This is a genomic window from Pseudomonas sp. R3-18-08 (assembly GCF_003852065.1).
In the GTDB taxonomy this organism is placed as follows: domain Bacteria; phylum Pseudomonadota; class Gammaproteobacteria; order Pseudomonadales; family Pseudomonadaceae; genus Aquipseudomonas.
On sequence record NZ_CP027729.1, the window covers coordinates 5614705 to 5632809 of the forward strand.

An 18105-nucleotide genomic window follows, 5' to 3' on the forward strand; every position below is an offset into this window, starting at 1 on the left:
TCAGGAGCAACACCATGTCACGCAGCCTCTGGACTCGTTTCAACCTGCAGATCGCCGTCATCCTCACGGGCAGCCTGTTGCTGGGCGGTTGTGCGAGCACCGGCAGTTCGATGCTCGATAGCGGCAAGACCGACCCACGCCTCACCCAGGGCAATGACGCGCAGTTCTTCAGCAAGTCCGGTTATCAGGCCTGTGCCGTTGGCGCAGGCGTCGGCATCCTCACCTGCGCACTGTCCAACAGCAGCAACAAGGCGGTGTGCGCAGTAGCAGCCGGTATCACCGCGTGCGGTGTGGCCATGGGCGCCAACTATTACCTGGATCAGCGCCGCAGCGAATATGCCGACACCGGCCAGCGTCTGGCCAAGATGAACAGCGAAGTGCAGCAGGACACCCAGAACGTCGTCGCCCGCACAGCGACCGCCCAGCAAGTGATCAACGATGACCGGGTGCGCATCGCCCAGATCAAACAGGCCATGGCGAGCAAGAAGCTCAACACCGAAAAGGCCAAGACCGACCTGGCCGAGATCGACAATAACATCGCGATCATGCGCAAAGACCTGACCAATATGCGCAACAAAGCCACCGAGTACGCCAAGGTTGCCCAGCAGGAGCGCAAGGACGGTGCCGGCGTTGAGATCAAGCAAGTCGACGCAAGCATTGCGAAAATGAACCAGAAAGTCGCCACGCTGCAAAAAGAAGTCGACGGTTTGTACAACCAGCGCTCCGCAATCACCCTGGGCTGAGAACTTCATCATGAGCACTTTCAAACACCTACTCGGGCTGGCGGCCATTCTGGCACTGGCAGGCTGCGCCACGCCGCCCGGTAGCTGCGATGCAGGCAACCGCGACAGCAGCATGCTGACCAAGATGAACTGCGATTACTCGGGCGGCTACAGCGATCAGGTCAAGCAAAGAGAAGCCGCCCTGACCGCCTCGCGTGAAGAAAATGCGATGTTCCACAAGGTCTACGAAAATATCGCGGCGCAGCAGGCGAACAGCCGCCGCGACCGCGCGACCCAAGAGCAGGCCCAGGCGCAGTTGAACCAGTCGCTGGCGCAACTGCTCGGCACCCTGAAAAAGCGCCGCGCCAACCAGGGCGACGTGCAGAAGCAGGTGGCCAGCCTCGAGCAGCAATTGAAGGCCAACCAAGCGCAGGCCTCCGGCGGTTCAGCCACGCCCCAGCAACTGGCGGCCAAGCAGGAACAGTTGAAAACCTTGCAGAAAAAGGTCAATCAACTGCAGTTCAGCCTCGGTTACGAAGAGTAGCGTCAGGCCTTCGCCACTTCGCGGGTATCTCACGGGATGCCCGCTTCATTTTTTCGGGAGTTGCCTTTGCAACGGGTCATCAGAGACGCACAAGCCGTCCAGGACGGAACAAGCGCACTGCAAAGTAAAGTTGCGCTGATCCAAAAGCATCTTCCGCCAGTGGCTGCGAGTCTGTTTGCAATCCCGCGCACGGGCGCCGACGGCGTACTGGAGTGGTGGACGGAACTCGGCGGCCAACCGACGTCTTATGCCGATCTGGACAAGGACCGCCAGCGACGGTTGCTGCAAACCTACCAGCAGCGTCAGGACGTGATCAGCCAGCTCGCCGACGAGTTGAAAAAGCGCGATCAGCAAGGCGCTGCTCAGCAGCTGGAATCGCTGATCGGCGAACCTGCGCTGACTGACCTCTACAGCCTCAACGGCGAGCCTTTGGTGATTCGCTGGGACACGCCACGCCCGCTGAAACCGCTACCGCCGCCGCTGGTTGCCCCGGCTGCGGTCGCCCCGATCGCCGCAGCCGTCGCCACCAACAGAGGCTGGCGCCTGGCTGCGCTGCTGCTCGGCTTACTGTTGTTATTGCTGCTATTGCTGTGGGCCTGGTGGTACTGGCGCGCGGTGCCGGTGCCCGAGCCTGTAGCCCAGGCGCCCGTCGTCAACTCTGCGCCAGTGTCCACGCCTGAGCCCGAGCCTGAACCCGTCGCGCGCCCTGAGCCGGAGCCTGTCCCCGAGCCCGTCGTGGTCCCGGAGCCAGAACCTGCGCCAACGCCCGCGCCCGCGCCCGTGGCCGTGGCCGTGGCCGTGGCCGTGGCCGAGCCTGCGCCACCGCCCTCGCTGGACAACTACGCCTGCCGCAAAGACGCGACAAAAGTGGAGACGCCACAGTTCGTGGTGGTACTCGACACCTCCGGCTCCATGATGCTCAACATCAATGCGGCGAAGGCCGATGAAGACTGGTTCTTCGGCGACCCCGCCAATCGTTACCGCAACCCAAACCGTACCGAGCAGATCTTCCAACCGCCCAACCGCATGGACGTGGCCGCCGACTCGCTCAATGCCACGATCAAGGCGCTCGACCCCAAAATCGATATCCGCCTGATTACCTTCGCCGGTTGTAACAGCACGCCGGACCATGGCGTGTTTCGTTTTGATCAGCGTCCGCGTCTGATGACCGGTATTCGCGGGTTGGTCGGCAACGATGGCACGCCCCTGGCCGCCAGCCTGGAAAAAGCTGCCGGCACCGTGGACGGACGCAACCGTGATGCGATGATCGTGATGTTCATCGATGGTGAAGACGGCTGCGACCAGGACGCCTGCGCGGTTTCACGCCGAATCGCCCAGCAGCAACCGCGACTGCGGGTCAACGTGGTGAACATCGGCGCTGGCGGCGCCTCGCGTTGCATCGCCGAAAACACCGGGGGGCGCACGTACGCCAGCAACAATGCGACCGAGTTGGCCAAGGCCATGAAACTGGCGACCAGGGAAGTGTCCAACAGCGCCAACTGCAAGTAACTGCTTGCAGTCAGCTCAGCGGAAGCGATCCACTTCATGCCGCAGGCCCGCCGCCAGGGTCTCCAGTTCCTTGGCGGTGATCGCCAGGTTCGACACCACTTCACGCTGCTCGCTGTTAGCCAGGGCAATGCTCTGCAGGTTGCTGCTGAGCAAGGTCGCGGTGCTGCTCTGCTCCTGGGTGGCGGTAGTGATGGCGGCGAACTGCTGGCCGGCCGAGCGGCTCTGCTCGTCGATGCGCGCCAGGGCCGAAGCCACGTCGGCGTTGCGCGACAGGCCTTCCTGCATCAGTACATTGCCGTGTTCCATGGTGCTGATGGCATTCCCGGTTTCCTGCTGGATGCTCTGGATCATGCCGGAAATTTCATCAGTGGCCTGGCGGGTACGCGAGGCCAGGTTGCGCACTTCGTCGGCGACCACGGCAAAGCCACGGCCTTGCTCGCCCGCGCGGGCAGCTTCGATAGCAGCATTCAGCGCCAGCAAATTGGTCTGTTCCGCGATCGAGGTAATCACGCCAACGATGCCGCCGATTTCCTGGGAACGCTGGCCCAAGGTGTTGATCACCGTCGCGGTGCTGTTCAGGGCGGTGGCGATATGTTCCAGGGACGACGACGCCTCTTGCATCGAGGCACGCCCGATGCGGGTCTGCTGGGCATTTTCCTGGGCCAGGCGCTCGGTGCTGCCCATGTTGTCGGCGATATTCAGCGAGGTGGCGCTGAACTCTTCCACCGCGCCCGCCATACTGGTGATCTCGCCGGACTGCTGTTCCATGCCTTCATAGGCACCGCCAGACAAACCGGACAACGCCTGGGCACGGCTGTTGACCTCTTCAGCCGCCTTACGGATGTGCGAAACCATGGTCGACAGCGCTTCGCCCATCTGGTTGAAGCTGCGCGCCAGCTGGCCGATTTCATCATGGCTGGAGACGTTCAGACGCGCGCTCAGGTCGCCCGCACCGAGCGCTTCGGCTTGGCGCACCAGGTCACTCAGGGGCGCGAGCTTGCTGCGCAACAGCCACACGGTGGCCCCCACCGCCAACAGCATGGCCAGCACGCTGCCGATCACCAGGCGCAGGCCGACGTCCCAGGTCACTGCACGAATCTCAGCCTTGGGCATGCTCGCCACCACCGCCCAGGGGCCGCCCTCGAACGGCACCGAAACGCTGTAGAAATCTTCGTTCTTGTCGCTCCAGAAGCGCCCTTCACCCGGCTTCTTCGCCAGGTCGAGCATCACCGGAATGGCTTGATCCAAGGCTTGTACACCGGCCGGCGGCACCAGCCAGTGCTTCTGTTCATCCAGCAGCGAGAGGGAGCCGGTCTGGCCGATACGGAAGCGCTTGAGGTTGTCGAACTGGGCTTTCTGCTCGTCGGTGTAGTCGAAACCGATGAACAGCACCGCAATGACTTTTCCGCTGGCGTCACGCACCGGGCTGTACTGGGTCATGTACGAGCGATCGAACAACACGGCCCGACCGATGTAGGTCTGCCCGCTGAACACACGCTGGTAGGCCGGCCCCTGGCGGTCCAGCACGGTGCCGATGGCGCGGTTGCCATCCTGCTTGGTCAGGGACGTGCTGATGCGGACAAAGTCATCGCCGCTGCGCACGAATACCGTGGCCACGCCGCCGGACATGTCCTTGAATTCATCCACTTCGCTGAAGTTGTTGTTCAGCAACTGGCTGCCCAGGTAGAGGCTTGGGGTTTGCACACCGGCCACGGCGACTGGCTCGTCTGCACGCACGCTCAAGCCGGCGCCGAAGCGCTTTTCAAACAGCCCGCTCAAACGCTGGGTGCTCTCGCGCAAGGTGCTGTGGAAGGTATTGAGTTGGTCGGCGAGCAGGCGCGCCTCGCTGGCCAGGTGTTCCTCGCGGGTGGCGAGGTTGGCGGTGTCGAGGGAGCGTAGAGCGAAAACGGTACTGCCGCTGATAACGACAGCAAGAATCACGGCCAATGCGAGGCCTAACTGGGAGGCGATCCGAGCGCGAGGTTGAGACATGACAGCTCCTGAGCCGAGGCCAGGATCATCCTGATCTCTTAGCGCTGCTCGGCGAATTATCTGGTGGGAAACGTAAGTGCACGATAGTTCCAACACCCCCTACTTCGGCGGAGTTTTACAATACTTGAGCGATTCACAGGGGTATCGCGCAAACGATTGCCGTACACATGCCAAACCCTTCATTCAAAGCGGGCCACTTCGGGCAAAACCATCGCATGCACCTCGCCTTGGAGAAACTCCGCCAAACGCCGCAGGCGCTCACCACCGGGACGGGTTTTGGGCCACACCAGGTAATAGCTTTCCCCGCTGGCGACGGCCGTTGGCCAAGGCAGGCTCAGGCGTTTCTGGGCGACGTCCTCGGCCACCATCAGCAAGTCCCCCATGGACACCCCATAACCCCGCGCGGCGGCGATCATGCCCAACTCCAGCGTATCGAACACCTGCCCACCCTTGAGCGAAACCCGGGACGCCAACCCCATGCGTTCCAACCAGTAGCGCCAGTCGCGGCGGTCCGGTGTCGGATGCAGCAGTTCAGCCGTTGCCAGCCGCGTCACGTCCCAGGGGCCGTCATCCAACAGATTGGGCGCGCCCACCGGAATCAGCATTTCGGCAAACAGGTAACTGGCTTCCCAGTCTGCGGGAAAGTGCCCGTTACTGAGCAATACCGCGCAATCGAACGGCTCCTGGTTGAAGTCCACTTCATCGATGCTCATCCACGCACTGGTGAGCTGCACCTCATTGCCCGGCTGCAAGGCCCGAAAGCGACTCAACCGCGCCAGCAGCCAGCGCATGGTCAAGGTGGACGGCGCTTTCATACGCAAGATGTCATCTTCGGCATTCAGGGTATGGCAGGCGCGCTCCAGGGCGGCGAAACCTTCGCGCACGCCGGGCAGCAACAAGCGCGCCGCCTCCGTGAGCTGCAGGGTGCGGCCGCTGCGCAGGAAAAGCCGGCAGGCGAAATGCTCTTCGAGCGTACGAATATGCCGGCTGACCGCACTTTGGGTAATCGACAGCTCCTCTGCCGCGCGGGTAAAGGAGTGGTGACGGGACGCGGCCTCGAAAGCCCGCAGGGCGTAAAGCGGAGGAAGACGACGGGACATTCTGAAAGCTCCGACAGCGCAATCCGCAAACCCTACCAGAATAGGTCAGGTATGAGTTTTAATCATGCAAACGATCGCTTTTATCCTTTTGTGCAATGCGCCCAAAGCGCCGAGAATCAGCCCTCTCCACCTCCCTGACCTGTCGAGCGTGATGATCATGCAGCATCCGGTACGTACCGAACTCTGGGCCATTCTGCGGCTGTCGGGGCCGTTGATTGCCTCACAGTTGGCGCACATGCTGATGGTGCTGACCGATACCCTGATGATGGCCCGCTTGAGCCCCGAAGCCCTGGCCGGCGGTGGCCTGGGCGCGGCGAGCTATTCGTTCGTGGCGATTTTCTGCATCGGTGTGATTGCCGCGGTGGGCACCCTGGTGGCGATCCGTCACGGCGCGGGCGACATCGACGGCGCCACCCGGCTGACCCAGTCCGGGCTGTGGCTGGCGTGGTTGATGGCCCTGGCGGCGGCGCTGCTGCTGTGGAACCTGAAGCCAGTGCTGCTGCTGTTCGGCCAGACCGAAACCAATGTGCAGGCCGCCGGGCAGTTCCTGACCCTCCTGCCATTCGCCCTGCCCGGCTATCTGAGCTTCATGGCGTTGCGCGGTTTCACCAGCGCTATCGGCAAAGCCACGCCAGTGGTGGTGATCAGCCTGTGCGGCACGGTGGTCAATTACCTGCTCAACCATGCGCTGATCGAAGGCATGTTCGGCCTGCCGAAGCTCGGGCTGATGGGCATTGGCCTGGTAACGGCCATCGTCGCCAATGGCATGGCGTTGGCGCTGATGTGGTACATCCGCAGCAACCGAACCTACGCCGCCTACCCCCTGACTACCGGCCTGCTGCGCCTCAATACCCACTATCTGCGCGAGCTGTGGCGCCTGGGCCTGCCGATCGGCGGTACCTATGCAGTGGAAGTCGGGCTGTTCGCGTTTGCGGCGCTGTGCATGGGCACCATGGGCAGTACGCAGTTGGCGGCGCACCAGATTGCCCTGCAGATTGTCTCGGTGGCGTTCATGGTCCCGGCGGGGATGTCCTACGCGGTGACCATGCGTATCGGCCAGCACTATGGCGCCGGGCGGTTGTTGAGCGCGCGCCTGGCCGGACGGGTCGGCATAGGGTTCGGCGCCATGGTGATGCTGGGGTTTGCCGTGGTGTTCTGGCTGTTTTCCGACCCGCTGATCGGGCTGTTCCTCGACCATGACGACCCGGCCTTTCACGAGGTGATCGTGCTCGCCGTCAGCCTGCTGGCCGTCGCGGCCTGGTTCGAGCTGTTCGACGGTGTGCAGACCATTGCCATGGGCTGCATCCGTGGCCTCAAGGATGCCAAGACCACGTTCCTGGTGGGGCTCGGTTGCTACTGGCTGATCGGCGCGCCATCGGCCTGGTTGATGGCGTTCACCCTGGGCTGGGGGCCGACCGGCGTGTGGTGGGGCCTGGCGCTGGGCCTTGCCTGCGCGGCGGTGAGCCTGACGTGGGCGTTTGAGGCGAAGATGAAACGGATGATTCGACAGGAGCCGGAAATACAAACTGGTTTCCAGGCCGCACAGACGCACTAAGGGCCTACTCGATTAGAAATGTGGGAGGGGGGCTTGCCCCCGATAGCAGTGGGTCAGCCAACACATTTGTTGACTGATACACCGCTATCGGGAGCAAGCCCCCTCCCACATTTTTAGATTGTGGTTTATTCAACCCAACAACGCCTGCTGGCCCTTGCCAAACGTCAGGTACTCCACCAGCTCGGCCAATGGCAACGGTTTACTGATCAAGTAGCCCTGGGCTTGATCGCAACCAAACAGCCTCAAAAGCGCAAGCTGCTCAGCGGTCTCCACGCCTTCGGCCACCACTTCCAGATTGAGGTTGTGGGCCAGGTTGATCATGGCGTGCACCAGTTTGCGATTCTCTTCGCGCTCTTCCATGCCGCCGACGAAGCTCTTGTCGATCTTCAACAAGGCAATCGGCAGGCTGTTGAGGTGCACGAACGATGAGAAACCGGTGCCGAAGTCATCCAGGGAAAACCGCACGCCAAGGCGGCCGAGGGCGTCCATGGTCTGTTTGACCAGGTCGCTGCGACGCATCACGGCGGTTTCGGTCAACTCGAACTCCAGCCATTGCGCTTCCACGCCACGCTCGGCAATCAGCCGACTGAGTGTCGAGAGCAGTTGGCTGTCCTGAAACTGGCGAAACGACAGGTTGACCGCCATGTGCAACGCCGGCAGGCCGCGTTCGCGCAGGTCCTGCATGTCGCGCAGGGCGCGGGAAATCACCCAATACCCCAACGGCACAATCAGGCCGCTCTGCTCGGCCAGGGGCACGAACTCGCTCGGTGGCAACAGGCCACGCTCGCCGTGGCGCCAACGCACCAAGGCTTCCAGGCCCACAATATGCCCATCGTCCAGGTCCAGGCGCGGCTGGTAGTGCAGCTCCAGCTCATCGCGGCGCAGCGCACGGCGCAATTCGCTTTCCAGGTCGGCCAGGCTGCGCGCGTTGCGGTTGATGCGTTCGTTGAAAATATGAAAGGTACAGCCCTGGGTGCTTTTGGCCTGCTGCATGGCGATATGGGCGTGCCACATCAACGGGTCGGCCCCGGCGCGGGCGCGGGCATGCGCCACACCCAGGCTGCAGCCGATCAGCAGGCTTTCACCGTCCACCCAGTAAGGCTCGGCCATGACTTCGGTGATGCGCTCGGCCATCCACTCGGCGCGCTGGGGCGCACGGCGGGTGTCGATCAGCAGCGCGAACTCATCGCTGCCCAGGCGCGCCAATTGGTCACCGGCTTCAAGCTGGCTCTTGAGCCGCGATACCACCTGCAGGATCAAGCGGTCGCCGGCCTGATGACCGAGGGCATCGTTGGCGTGACGGAAATTGTCCAAGTCCAGGTGACCGAGGGCCAGGCCGCGACCTTCGTTATCCGCCAACCGCGCCGCCAGCAAGGTCTGGAAACCCTGGCGGTTGGCGATACCGGTGAGCGGGTCCTGTTCGGCCAGGCGCTGCAACGTGTTCTCCAGTACGCCACGCTCGCGCACATGGCGCAGGCAGCGGCGCAAGGTATCGGCGTCAAGCGCGCAATGGACCAGCCAATCGCTGACACCGAGCGGCGCAACCAATGGTTCCTGTTCCAGCAACAATACACACGGCAAGCTGCACCGGCCCGGGCCGGGTTGCAGAGGGGGCGTGGTCAAGAGCACCGCACCGTGGTCGTCGTCGAACAGACGACTCACCGAGTCCCAGTTGGGCGCGCTGATCAGCACAGCCCCGTCGCCCATCGGCGCCAGGCACTCGCGCAACAACGCTGCCCACTCAGGCTCATCGGCCAGCAGCAGCAAACGCAAGGGTTCGACAGGCGTAGACAAGCTAGCTCCCTAGACTCTGCAAGAATTCGTTGGCGGTGGCATTATGACGTGCGGTCTGACAATGACCAATGCCTGACAAATGATAGGTGCTATCAAACACGCAGACTGTGAAAAATAGTCGCAATACCCCGCACATCCTGCGGCAAAGTAGCAAAACCGGCAAATTTAGATCGAGTGGTACGTCACACCGTCGATCCAGGGCAGCAGAAACTTGCCAGCCTGTTAAAATGCCCGCCCTTTTGAACGACGACTCCCCGAACTCTGTATGTCCCGACTCAATCCCCGGCAGCAAGAAGCCGTGAACTACGTCGGCGGCCCTCTATTGGTGCTCGCCGGTGCTGGCTCCGGCAAGACCAGCGTGATCACCCGCAAGATCGCGCACCTGATCCAGAACTGCGGCATCCGCGCCCAGTACATCGTCGCCATGACCTTTACCAACAAGGCGGCGCGGGAAATGAAAGAGCGCGTCGGCACCCTGCTCAAGGGTGGCGAAGGCCGTGGCCTCACCGTGTGTACCTTCCACAACCTCGGGCTGAACATCATCCGCAAGGAACATGCGCGACTGGGCTACAAGCCGGGCTTTTCGATCTTCGACGAGGCCGACGTCAAAGCCCTGATGACCGACATCATGCAGAAGGAATACGCGGGCGACGACGGCGTCGACGAGATCAAGAACATGATCGGCGCCTGGAAAAACGACCTGGTCCTGCCCGCCGAAGCCCTGGAAGCCGCACGCAACCCCAAGGAACAGACCGCCGCCATCGTCTACACCCACTATCAGCGCACGCTCAAGGCGTTCAATGCGGTGGACTTCGACGACCTGATCCTGCTGCCGGTCAAACTGTTCCAGGAACACAAGGACATCCTGGAAAAGTGGCAGAACAAGGTGCGCTACCTGCTGGTGGACGAATACCAGGACACCAACGCCAGCCAATACCTGCTGGTGAAACTGCTGATCGGTACACGCAACCAGTTCACCGTGGTGGGCGACGACGACCAGTCGATCTACGCCTGGCGCGGTGCGCGCCCGGAAAACCTGATGCTGCTCAAGGACGACTACCCGTCCCTGAAAGTGGTGATGCTGGAGCAGAACTACCGCTCCACCAGCCGTATCCTGCGCTGCGCCAACGTGCTGATCTCGAACAACCCCCACGAGTTTGAAAAACAACTGTGGAGCGAGATGGGCCATGGCGACGAGATTCGCGTGATCCGCTGCCGCAACGAAGACGCCGAAGCCGAGCGCGTGGCCGTGGAAATCCTCAGCCTGCACCTGCGCACCGACCGGCCTTACAGCGACTTTGCGATCCTGTATCGCGGTAACTACCAGGCCAAGCTGATCGAGCTGAAACTGCAGCACCACCAGGTGCCGTATCGCCTGTCGGGCGGCAACAGCTTTTTCGGGCGCCAGGAAGTGAAAGACCTGATGGCCTACTTCCGCCTGATCGTGAACCCGGACGACGACAATGCCTTCCTGCGCGTGATCAACGTGCCGCGGCGGGAAATCGGTTCGACGACCCTGGAAAAGCTTGGCAACTACGCCACTGAACGTAAGATCTCGATGTACGCCGCCACCGACGAAATCGGCCTGGGCGAACACTTGGACACGCGCTTCACCGACCGCCTGTCGCGCTTCAAGCGCTTCATGGACAAGGTACGCGAGCAGTGCGCCGGTGAAGACCCGATCAGCGCCCTGCGCAGCATGGTCATGGACATCGACTACGAAAACTGGCTGCGCACCAACAGTTCCAGCGACAAGGCCGCGGACTACCGCATGGGCAACGTCTGGTTCCTGATCGAAGCCCTGAAGAACACCCTGGAAAAAGACGAAGACGGTGAAATGACCGTTGAGGACGCCATCGGCAAGCTGGTGCTGCGCGACATGCTCGAGCGTCAGCAGGAAGAGGAAGACGGCGCCGAAGGTGTGCAGATGATGACGTTGCACGCGTCCAAGGGACTGGAGTTTCCCTACGTGTTCATCATGGGCATGGAAGAGGAAATCCTCCCGCATCGCTCCAGCATCGAAGCCGACACCATCGAGGAAGAACGGCGCCTGGCCTACGTGGGCATTACCCGTGCGCGTCAGACGCTGGCCTTCACCTTCGCTGCCAAGCGTAAGCAATACGGTGAAATCATCGATTGTGCCCCCAGCCGCTTCCTTGACGAGCTGCCGCCGGATGACCTGGCCTGGGAAGGCAACGACGACACCCCGACCGAGGTGAAGGCCGTTCGCGGCAACAGCGCCTTGGCTGATATACGCGCGATGTTAAAGCGCTAGAATCGACTACTTTTTAATCTACTTTCGGCGCCTGTTGCGCTAACAGAGGAAGCTTTCCGTGGAAGCACTGCACAAGAAAATTCGCGAAGAAGGCATCGTGCTTTCCGACCAGGTACTCAAGGTTGATGCCTTTCTGAACCACCAGATCGATCCGGCGCTGATGAAACTGATCGGCGACGAATTCGCCGCGCTGTTCAAGGACTCGGGCATCACCAAGATCGTCACCATCGAAGCCTCAGGCATCGCTCCGGCGATCATGACCGGCCTGAACCTCGGCGTGCCGGTGATCTTCGCACGCAAGCAGCAGTCCCTGACACTGACCGAAAACCTGCTGTCAGCGACGGTGTATTCCTTCACCAAGAAAACCGAAAGCACCGTGGCAATTTCCCCACGCCACCTGACCAGCAGCGACCGCGTGCTGGTCATCGATGACTTCCTGGCCAATGGCAAGGCCTCCCAGGCGCTGATTTCGATCATCAAGCAAGCGGGCGCGACCGTCGCCGGCCTGGGCATCGTGATCGAGAAGTCTTTTCAGGGTGGCCGTGCGGAGCTCGATGCCCAGGGTTATCGGGTTGAATCGCTGGCGCGAGTGAAGTCGCTGGCGGGTGGGGTTGTGACCTTCATCGAGTAATTTGCTACACAGCAAACGCCAGGGTGGACACCGATCAAAATGTGGGAGGGGGCTTGCCCCCGATAGCGGTGTATCAGTCACCAAATGTGTTGGCGGAACCACTGTCATCGGGGGCAAGCCCCCTCCCACATTGCTCTCTATTGCCTGTCAGTGCGCGGTGGCCTGTAGGCCGGCGAGTAACAGGCGCTGGTACAGATCCTCTTTCAACCCCTGCGGCTGATCCAGACCCATCCGCTTCAAATGTTCGGGAAACGCTTCCGGCTCCGGTGCATCCAGCGCCGCCTTGCCCAGTTCCAGCATCTCCGTGAGCTTGAATTTGCTCTTGAGCCAATTCAGAGCACGCAACAGGTCCCGCTCCTCATCCGTGAAATCACTGCCCAACGGGTATTCCGGGAACAGCCGTCGATGCTTGGCCTGAATCGCCTGGAGCCGCTGCGGTGTGTTGTCGGCAAAACGCGGGGCCAGCTTGAAATCCTTGGGTAATTTACCGGCCTTTTGCGCCTGCTCAATCAGGTCGTCCTGGAAGCGCGAGTCAGTGATATTGAGCAACGCCTCAATTACCTGGGCATCCGTCTGACCGCGCAAATCGGCAATCCCGTACTCGGTGATGACGATATCCCGCAGGTGCCGGGGAATGGTGCAATGGCCGTACTCCCAGACGATATTCGAACTGACCTCCCCCGCCGACTCGCGCCAGCTGCGCAGGATCAGGACCGAGCGCGCGCCTTCCAGCGCATGGCCCTGGGCAACGAAGTTGTACTGCCCGCCCACGCCGCTGAGCACGCGGCCATCTTCCAATTGGTCGGCCACGCCGGCGCCGAGCAGGGTGACCATGATCGCGCTGTTGATAAACCGTGCGTCCTGGCGCTGTAAACGCTTGAGCTCTTCCTGGCCGTACAGCTCGTTGATATAGCTGATGCGGGTCATGTTGAATGCCAGCCGCCTGGCGTGGCTCATCTCCTGCAAGCGCTGGTAGAAACTGCGCGGGCCGAGGAAGAAACCGCCATGGATCGAGATGCCATCGGGCTGCGCCGCATCGTCGAGCAGCCCAGCGTTGGCCTGCTCCTGGGTTGCCACATCCGGGTACACCTTGCGCCGGATGATTCCGGCATCGGCCAGCACCAGCAAGCCGTTGACGAACATTTCGCTGCAACCATAAAGGCCACGAGCGAATGGCTCAACGCCGCCCTCACGGCTGATCAAGGGCGCCCATTGATACACATCCAGATCGGTCAGCAGCAATCGATAGGCTTCATTATCGGCCTGGCGCGCCAGCAATGCGGCGGTCAGCGCGTCGCCCATGGAGCCGATACCGATCTGCAAGGTGCCGCCATCACGCACCAGCGTGCTGGCATGCAGGCCGATAAAGTGGTCCTGGAAGCCCACCGGCATGTTTGGCGTGGAGAACAGCGTAGTGCTGTCTTTCTCATCGAGCAGGTAGTCGAAGGCGTCCATGCCCAACTCGGCATCGCCGGGCATGTAGGGCAAGTCGCTATGGACCTGGCCGACGATCAGGATGGTCTCACCCGCCGCGCGCCGCTTGGCGATCATCGGCAGCAGGTCGAGGGTGATATCCGGGTTGCAGCTCAGGCTCAGGCGGTCGGGGTGCTCGGCGCTGCTGGCAACCAGTTGCGCCACCAGGTTCAGGCCAGCGGCGTTGATGTCCCGCGCAGCATGGCTGTAGTTGCTGCTGACGTAGTCCTGCTGCGCCGCAGCGCTGTGGAGCAGGCTGCCGGGCTGCATGAAGAACTGCTGCACACGAATATTCTTCGGCAGGCTGTCTGCGTGCAGGTCAGCGAGGAAATCCAGCTCGGGGTAATCGCCGAATACTCGCTCGATAAAAGGTTCGAGAAAGCGCTTCTGCAACCCGTCCCCCAGGGCGGGACGACCCAGGCTCAGCGCGGTGTAGATCGTCAGCGCGCGCTCGGGCAGCTTGGCGATACGCCGGTAGAGCGCATTGGCGAAGAGGTTGGGTTTGCCTAAACCCAGGGGCATGCCCATGTGGATATGCGTCGGCAAGCGCGCCAGTACGTCGTCAACTGCTTGCTCGATTGAACACAACTGCACCATCCGACTGCTCCCGAACATTCCATGAATTGGGGTTGGACCGAGCTTGCCGGGTCTTTGCTGCAATGAACAGCCACGAAACGCAAATCGCGGGCACAAAAAAGCCGCCCGTGAGCGTAATGCTGTTCACTTAAGCGGAGCAGCCTTACGGTCCACTGGGTACCGGGTTTTGGAAATCTTCACCGTCCTTGGCCTTCCCGGCCTTGGGCGGTGATCCAGAAACATTCCTCCTACTCCTCCCCTCAGCTCGCTTAGCCTCCTTCCTGTTGCCGATACCGGATTAGCGGCTGCCATCACTATCAACTGCACCGCTATGTACTGGCAGGCAGGCTTGAACCGTATATCCGAAGGTGCGCGGCCGAACGCTACAGCGGCTTGGCTGGCCTCTCGACGAATAATGTTATAAGCCAGCAAAAGCCCCCAGACCTCCTGATAAATCAGCTCGACTTTCTTACTGCGCAGCGTTACCGCGTTCTGTTGCATCGAGCTTTTGATATCCCTGAAGCCCAGCTCAATCTCCCATCGCTCCAGGTACAGCTCAGCCACAGCTGCGGTGTCGTAGTCCTCGACAGGCAAAGAGGTAAGCAGCGATCGGACTTTCCCATGGCTTTCATAGCTAACTTCACGCACTTCCCAACTCAGGGGCAACTCAGGATTTCGTTTACGTGCCTGAGGAGAAACCTTCATCCGGACGAGACGGTCGTGCTCGCCGTAGCGCTCTACTTCCTCCATGACCAAATTCTTGCGAGCAGGTGTCAGCCAGTGTCGGTTCGCGCCGCCGCCCACCACGCTTAGCAGTAGATCCGCGCCCCAGAAGCCTTTGTCGAACAAGGTGATCGAATTGTCCGGAATTTGCCCCAGAAACGTTTCGGCCAACCGCATTTCACTGCCCCGATAAGGGCTGAGCTGCGCATCGAGGATGACATGCGAACGGACATTCATCAGCGCAACGAGCCGCAGCATCGGAAACGGGGTCTGACGGTCGGTGCCGGTGTTACCGGAGCCAAAATGTTCTCTGAGCTCAGGTGAGTCAGCAGTTCGCAGTAGTGCACCGTCCACCGCGAAGACCTGTAGACCGCTCCAGTCATCTCCCTCGTAGCGCTCGTTGCCCCAATGTTTACCGGTCTGACGGAACAGCGATTCAACGGGGTCAGCGCCCAGCCTTTTGCGAGCTTCAGTTACCCCGCTTCGGGCCAGCAACTGATCAGAAGCCAAGCCTTGCGCGCAGATATTCAAACGCCTGGCGACCTCATGAACAGGCTCATCGCGGAACAGAGCCATGCCCAAAACTAGCCAAAGAACTTGATCGCTCGGCAAACGGCGCCGTCGTATCGTAGCTTGCGCCGAGAGGTTCAGCGCACTCGCTACCCACTCGATAGGGATGTTCTGAGTGAAGGTGCTCAGGTCAGAAAAATTGAAGAGATCGCCGAGGTCGAGCAACTGCTGCTGAATGGGCATAAAAAAATCCGATGCCAGGGGTCTGACATCGGATTCTCTAGAAAGCCCGGCTTGGACTCAAATGCTTAAGTGAACAGCATTACGCCCGTGAGCGGCCTTTTTGGCGAAGATAGGCGGGTTAGAGCCCGGACATCTTCTTGATCGCACCCTTCAGATCGTCATCCGAGCAGTCAGCGCAGGTGCCTTTGGGCGGCATGGCATTGATGCCGGTGATCGCCTTGGCGAGGATGCCGTCAAGGCCGCCCTGGTGATCGGCGCGCTCTTTCCAGGCGGCGGTGTCGCCAACTTTCGGCGCTCCCAACAAGCCGGTGCCGTGGCAAGCGTTGCAGTGCTTGGCGATGATCTCGTCCGGGGTTCTCGCCCCACCGCCGCCCGCCGCGACCGCGACTTCCATGCCCTTGCATTCCTGGCCCTGGACACACACTTGGCCCACAGGCTCCAGGCGCTTGGCGATGTCATCGTTGGTCGCAGCTTGAGCGCTGACAGCCCATAGGGCCAGTACGGTTGCTGGTGCAGCCAGCATTTTCATAATTAGGTTCACGCGTTCACCCTCAATGGTGGCTATTCACGCCTGCGGCCACGGTTTCACAGGCGGCGAAAGTATAGCGGTTAGCCCGCCCGGCCGAAACAACCCTATTAAATAAAGGGAGATTCGACCTCACGGTGTACAGCTGCGGGAACCTCTGCAACGCTGGCAGGGCGCCTCTATTTTAAAAGTTCGCGGGTGTGGCTGCGCTGATTAGCCGCGCCGGCACGTCGAACGGATTACGAAAACGATGGGGCTTGGTGCTTTCAAAGTAGTAGCTATCGCCTGCTTCGAGCACAAAAGTTTCAAGGCCGACCACCAGTTCCAAGCGCCCTTCCACCAGAATCCCGGTTTCTTCGCCTTCGTGGGTGAGCATTTCTTCGCCCGTGTCGGCGCCTGGCGGGTAGATTTCGTTGAGAAACGCGATGGCCCGGCTCGGGTGCGCTCGGCCTACCAGCTTCATGGTGACGGCACCGTCAGAGATGTCGATCAGCTCATTGGCTTTATAGACGATCTGCGTCGGTATTTCCTGGAGGATCTCTTCGGAAAAGAACTCGACCATGGACATGGGAATGCCGCCAAGGACCTTGCGCAGGGAACTGATCGAGGGGCTGACGCTGTTTTTCTCGATCATCGAAATGGTGCTGTTGGTGACGCCCGCACGCTTGGCAAGCTCGCGCTGGGAAAGACCTTTGAGTTTACGGATGGATTGCAGTCGTTCGCCGACGTCCAATGCAGGAGCCTCCTAGGATTCAGGCTTTGTTGTAATTGAGCGTTATCATGGCGACAGCGTTCAGTATTTACAACACTTGGGCCTAAATCCCGGACAGCTGTATTCGTGCCGGGCGATCAAGCGCCGCAATAGAGCCTTGGCACCCGGCGCAGGTTGCAGAATATCTGGTAAGGGATGGTATCGGCAGCGGTCGCGACTTCGCTGGCGAGGATGTGCTTGCCCCACAATTCCACCGTGGAACCCAGGCCCGCCTGGGGCACATCCGTCAGGTCGACGCAGAGCATGTCCATGGACACCCGACCCAGCAACTGGCTGCGCTGGCCGGCGACCAGCACCGGCGTGCCCGTAGGCGCGTGGCGCGGGTAGCCATCGGCATAGCCCATGGCAACCACGCCGATACGCATCGGCTTGGGCGTGACGAACCTGGCGCCGTAGCCTACCGGCTCACCGGCGGGCAGTTCGCGCACGCAAATGATCTTGGACTCCAGGGTCATCACCGGTTGCAAACGGGCAGCGATGGCCTGGTCGTCACCAAAGGGCGTGGCGCCGTAGAGCATGATGCCTGGGCGCACCCAGTCGCTGGGCACACTCGGCCACCCCAGGACGGACGGTGAATTGCGCAGGCTCACCTCCGCCGCCAGCCCTTGGCGGGCCGCGTCGAATACCGCCACTTGTTCGTTGCTGCTCACGCAATCGAGCTCATCGGCGCGGGCGAAGTGGCTCATCAACACGATCTTCGCGACGTTGCCGCTGGCGAGCAGACGCTTATACGCCTCCTGGAAATCCTTGGGATGCAGGCCGACACGGTGCATGCCCGAGTCCAGCTTGAGCCAGAGGGTCAACGGTTGGCTCAGCGAAGCCTGCTCGATAGCCTCGAGTTGCCATAGCGAATGCACCACGCACCACAGGTTTTGCTCGACGATCAGCGGCAGCTCGTCGGCTTCGAAAAAACCTTCCAGCAGCAGCACCGGCGCACGTATGCCGGCGGCGCGTAGTTCCAGGGCTTCTTCGATGCACGCCACCGCGAACCCGTCAGCCTCGGCCTCCAGCGCCTGGGCCACGGGCACCGCGCCATGCCCGTAGGCATCCGCCTTGATCACGGCGAGGGCTTTGGCCCCGCTGACTTCGCGGGCCAGTTGGTAGTTGTGGCGCAGGGCTTGAAGGTCGATCAGGGCACGGGCAGGACGCATGGCGGCAGG

The 18105-nt window shown here is 61.3% G+C and carries 14 protein-coding genes; 6 read left to right on the forward strand and 8 right to left on the reverse strand.

From position 1 onward, the window contains the following. Positions 1-14: 14 nt before the first annotated feature. The 3 genes from C4J92_RS25925 (at position 15) to C4J92_RS25935 (ending at position 2775) form a co-directional block, all read left to right on the forward strand. Positions 15-743 (forward strand): hypothetical protein, encoded by a 729-nt coding sequence (locus tag C4J92_RS25925; protein ID WP_124405648.1) that lies wholly within the window; start codon positions 15-17, stop codon positions 741-743. Positions 744-753: 10 nt separating this feature from the next. Then, positions 754-1266 (forward strand): hypothetical protein, encoded by a 513-nt coding sequence (locus tag C4J92_RS25930; protein WP_124405649.1) that lies wholly within the window; start codon positions 754-756, stop codon positions 1264-1266. Positions 1267-1425: 159 nt separating this feature from the next. Beyond that, positions 1426-2775 carry a VWA domain-containing protein gene (locus tag C4J92_RS25935; protein ID WP_305955730.1) on the forward strand — a complete coding sequence of 450 codons (1350 nt, stop codon included), beginning with the start codon at positions 1426-1428 and terminating at the stop codon, positions 2773-2775. Positions 2776-2790: 15 nt separating this feature from the next. Here C4J92_RS25935 and C4J92_RS25940 read toward each other — a convergent pair whose 3' ends face one another. Together C4J92_RS25940 and C4J92_RS25945 are read right to left on the reverse strand one after the other, a co-directional pair. Beyond that, positions 2791-4767 carry a methyl-accepting chemotaxis protein gene (locus C4J92_RS25940; protein WP_124405651.1) on the reverse strand — a complete coding sequence of 659 codons (1977 nt, stop codon included), beginning with the start codon at positions 4765-4767 and terminating at the stop codon, positions 2791-2793. 179 nt (positions 4768-4946) lie between these two features. Then, positions 4947-5867: a LysR substrate-binding domain-containing protein gene (locus tag C4J92_RS25945; protein ID WP_124405652.1), complete on the reverse strand. Its 921-nt coding sequence runs from the start codon at positions 5865-5867 to the stop codon at positions 4947-4949. Positions 5868-6018: 151 nt separating this feature from the next. On the opposite strand from C4J92_RS25945, the gene C4J92_RS25950 reads away from it, so the two are divergent. Next, positions 6019-7422 (forward strand): NorM family multidrug efflux MATE transporter, encoded by a 1404-nt coding sequence (locus C4J92_RS25950; protein WP_124405866.1) that lies wholly within the window; start codon positions 6019-6021, stop codon positions 7420-7422. A 129-nt stretch (positions 7423-7551) separates the two neighbouring features. Here C4J92_RS25950 and C4J92_RS25955 read toward each other — a convergent pair whose 3' ends face one another. Then, entirely contained in the window at positions 7552-9216 is a 1665-nt protein-coding gene (locus tag C4J92_RS25955) for a bifunctional diguanylate cyclase/phosphodiesterase (protein WP_124405653.1), read from the reverse strand. A gap of 265 nt (positions 9217-9481) precedes the next feature. On the opposite strand from C4J92_RS25955, the gene rep reads away from it, so the two are divergent. Together rep and C4J92_RS25965 are read left to right on the forward strand one after the other, a co-directional pair. Beyond that, a complete protein-coding gene (gene rep, locus C4J92_RS25960) occupies positions 9482-11491 on the forward strand; it encodes a DNA helicase Rep (RefSeq protein WP_124364957.1) in 2010 nt (669 codons plus the stop codon). A gap of 58 nt (positions 11492-11549) precedes the next feature. Further along, positions 11550-12122 (forward strand): xanthine phosphoribosyltransferase, encoded by a 573-nt coding sequence (locus C4J92_RS25965; protein ID WP_003195447.1) that lies wholly within the window; start codon positions 11550-11552, stop codon positions 12120-12122. 147 nt (positions 12123-12269) lie between these two features. On the opposite strand, the gene C4J92_RS25970 is transcribed toward C4J92_RS25965, so the two are convergent. The 5 genes from C4J92_RS25970 to alr all read right to left on the reverse strand — a co-directional run bounded on the left by C4J92_RS25970 (position 12270) and on the right by alr (position 18096). After that, positions 12270-14192 carry an acetyl-CoA hydrolase/transferase C-terminal domain-containing protein gene (locus C4J92_RS25970; RefSeq protein WP_124405654.1) on the reverse strand — a complete coding sequence of 641 codons (1923 nt, stop codon included), beginning with the start codon at positions 14190-14192 and terminating at the stop codon, positions 12270-12272. Positions 14193-14315: 123 nt separating this feature from the next. Continuing rightward, positions 14316-15647, reverse strand: coding sequence for an IS4 family transposase (locus C4J92_RS25975; RefSeq protein ID WP_372238359.1), 1332 nt, complete (start codon positions 15645-15647; stop codon positions 14316-14318). 118 nt (positions 15648-15765) lie between these two features. Next, a complete protein-coding gene (locus tag C4J92_RS25980) occupies positions 15766-16176 on the reverse strand; it encodes a cytochrome c5 family protein (protein WP_124365220.1) in 411 nt (136 codons plus the stop codon). Positions 16177-16357: 181 nt separating this feature from the next. Next, complete coding sequence (locus tag C4J92_RS25985; RefSeq protein ID WP_003176893.1) at positions 16358-16906, reverse strand: cupin domain-containing protein; 549 nt, start codon at positions 16904-16906, stop codon at positions 16358-16360. Between the two features lie 116 nt (positions 16907-17022). Next, positions 17023-18096 carry an alanine racemase gene (gene alr / locus C4J92_RS25990; RefSeq protein WP_124405655.1) on the reverse strand — a complete coding sequence of 358 codons (1074 nt, stop codon included), beginning with the start codon at positions 18094-18096 and terminating at the stop codon, positions 17023-17025. Between the last annotated feature and the right edge of the window lie 9 nt (positions 18097-18105).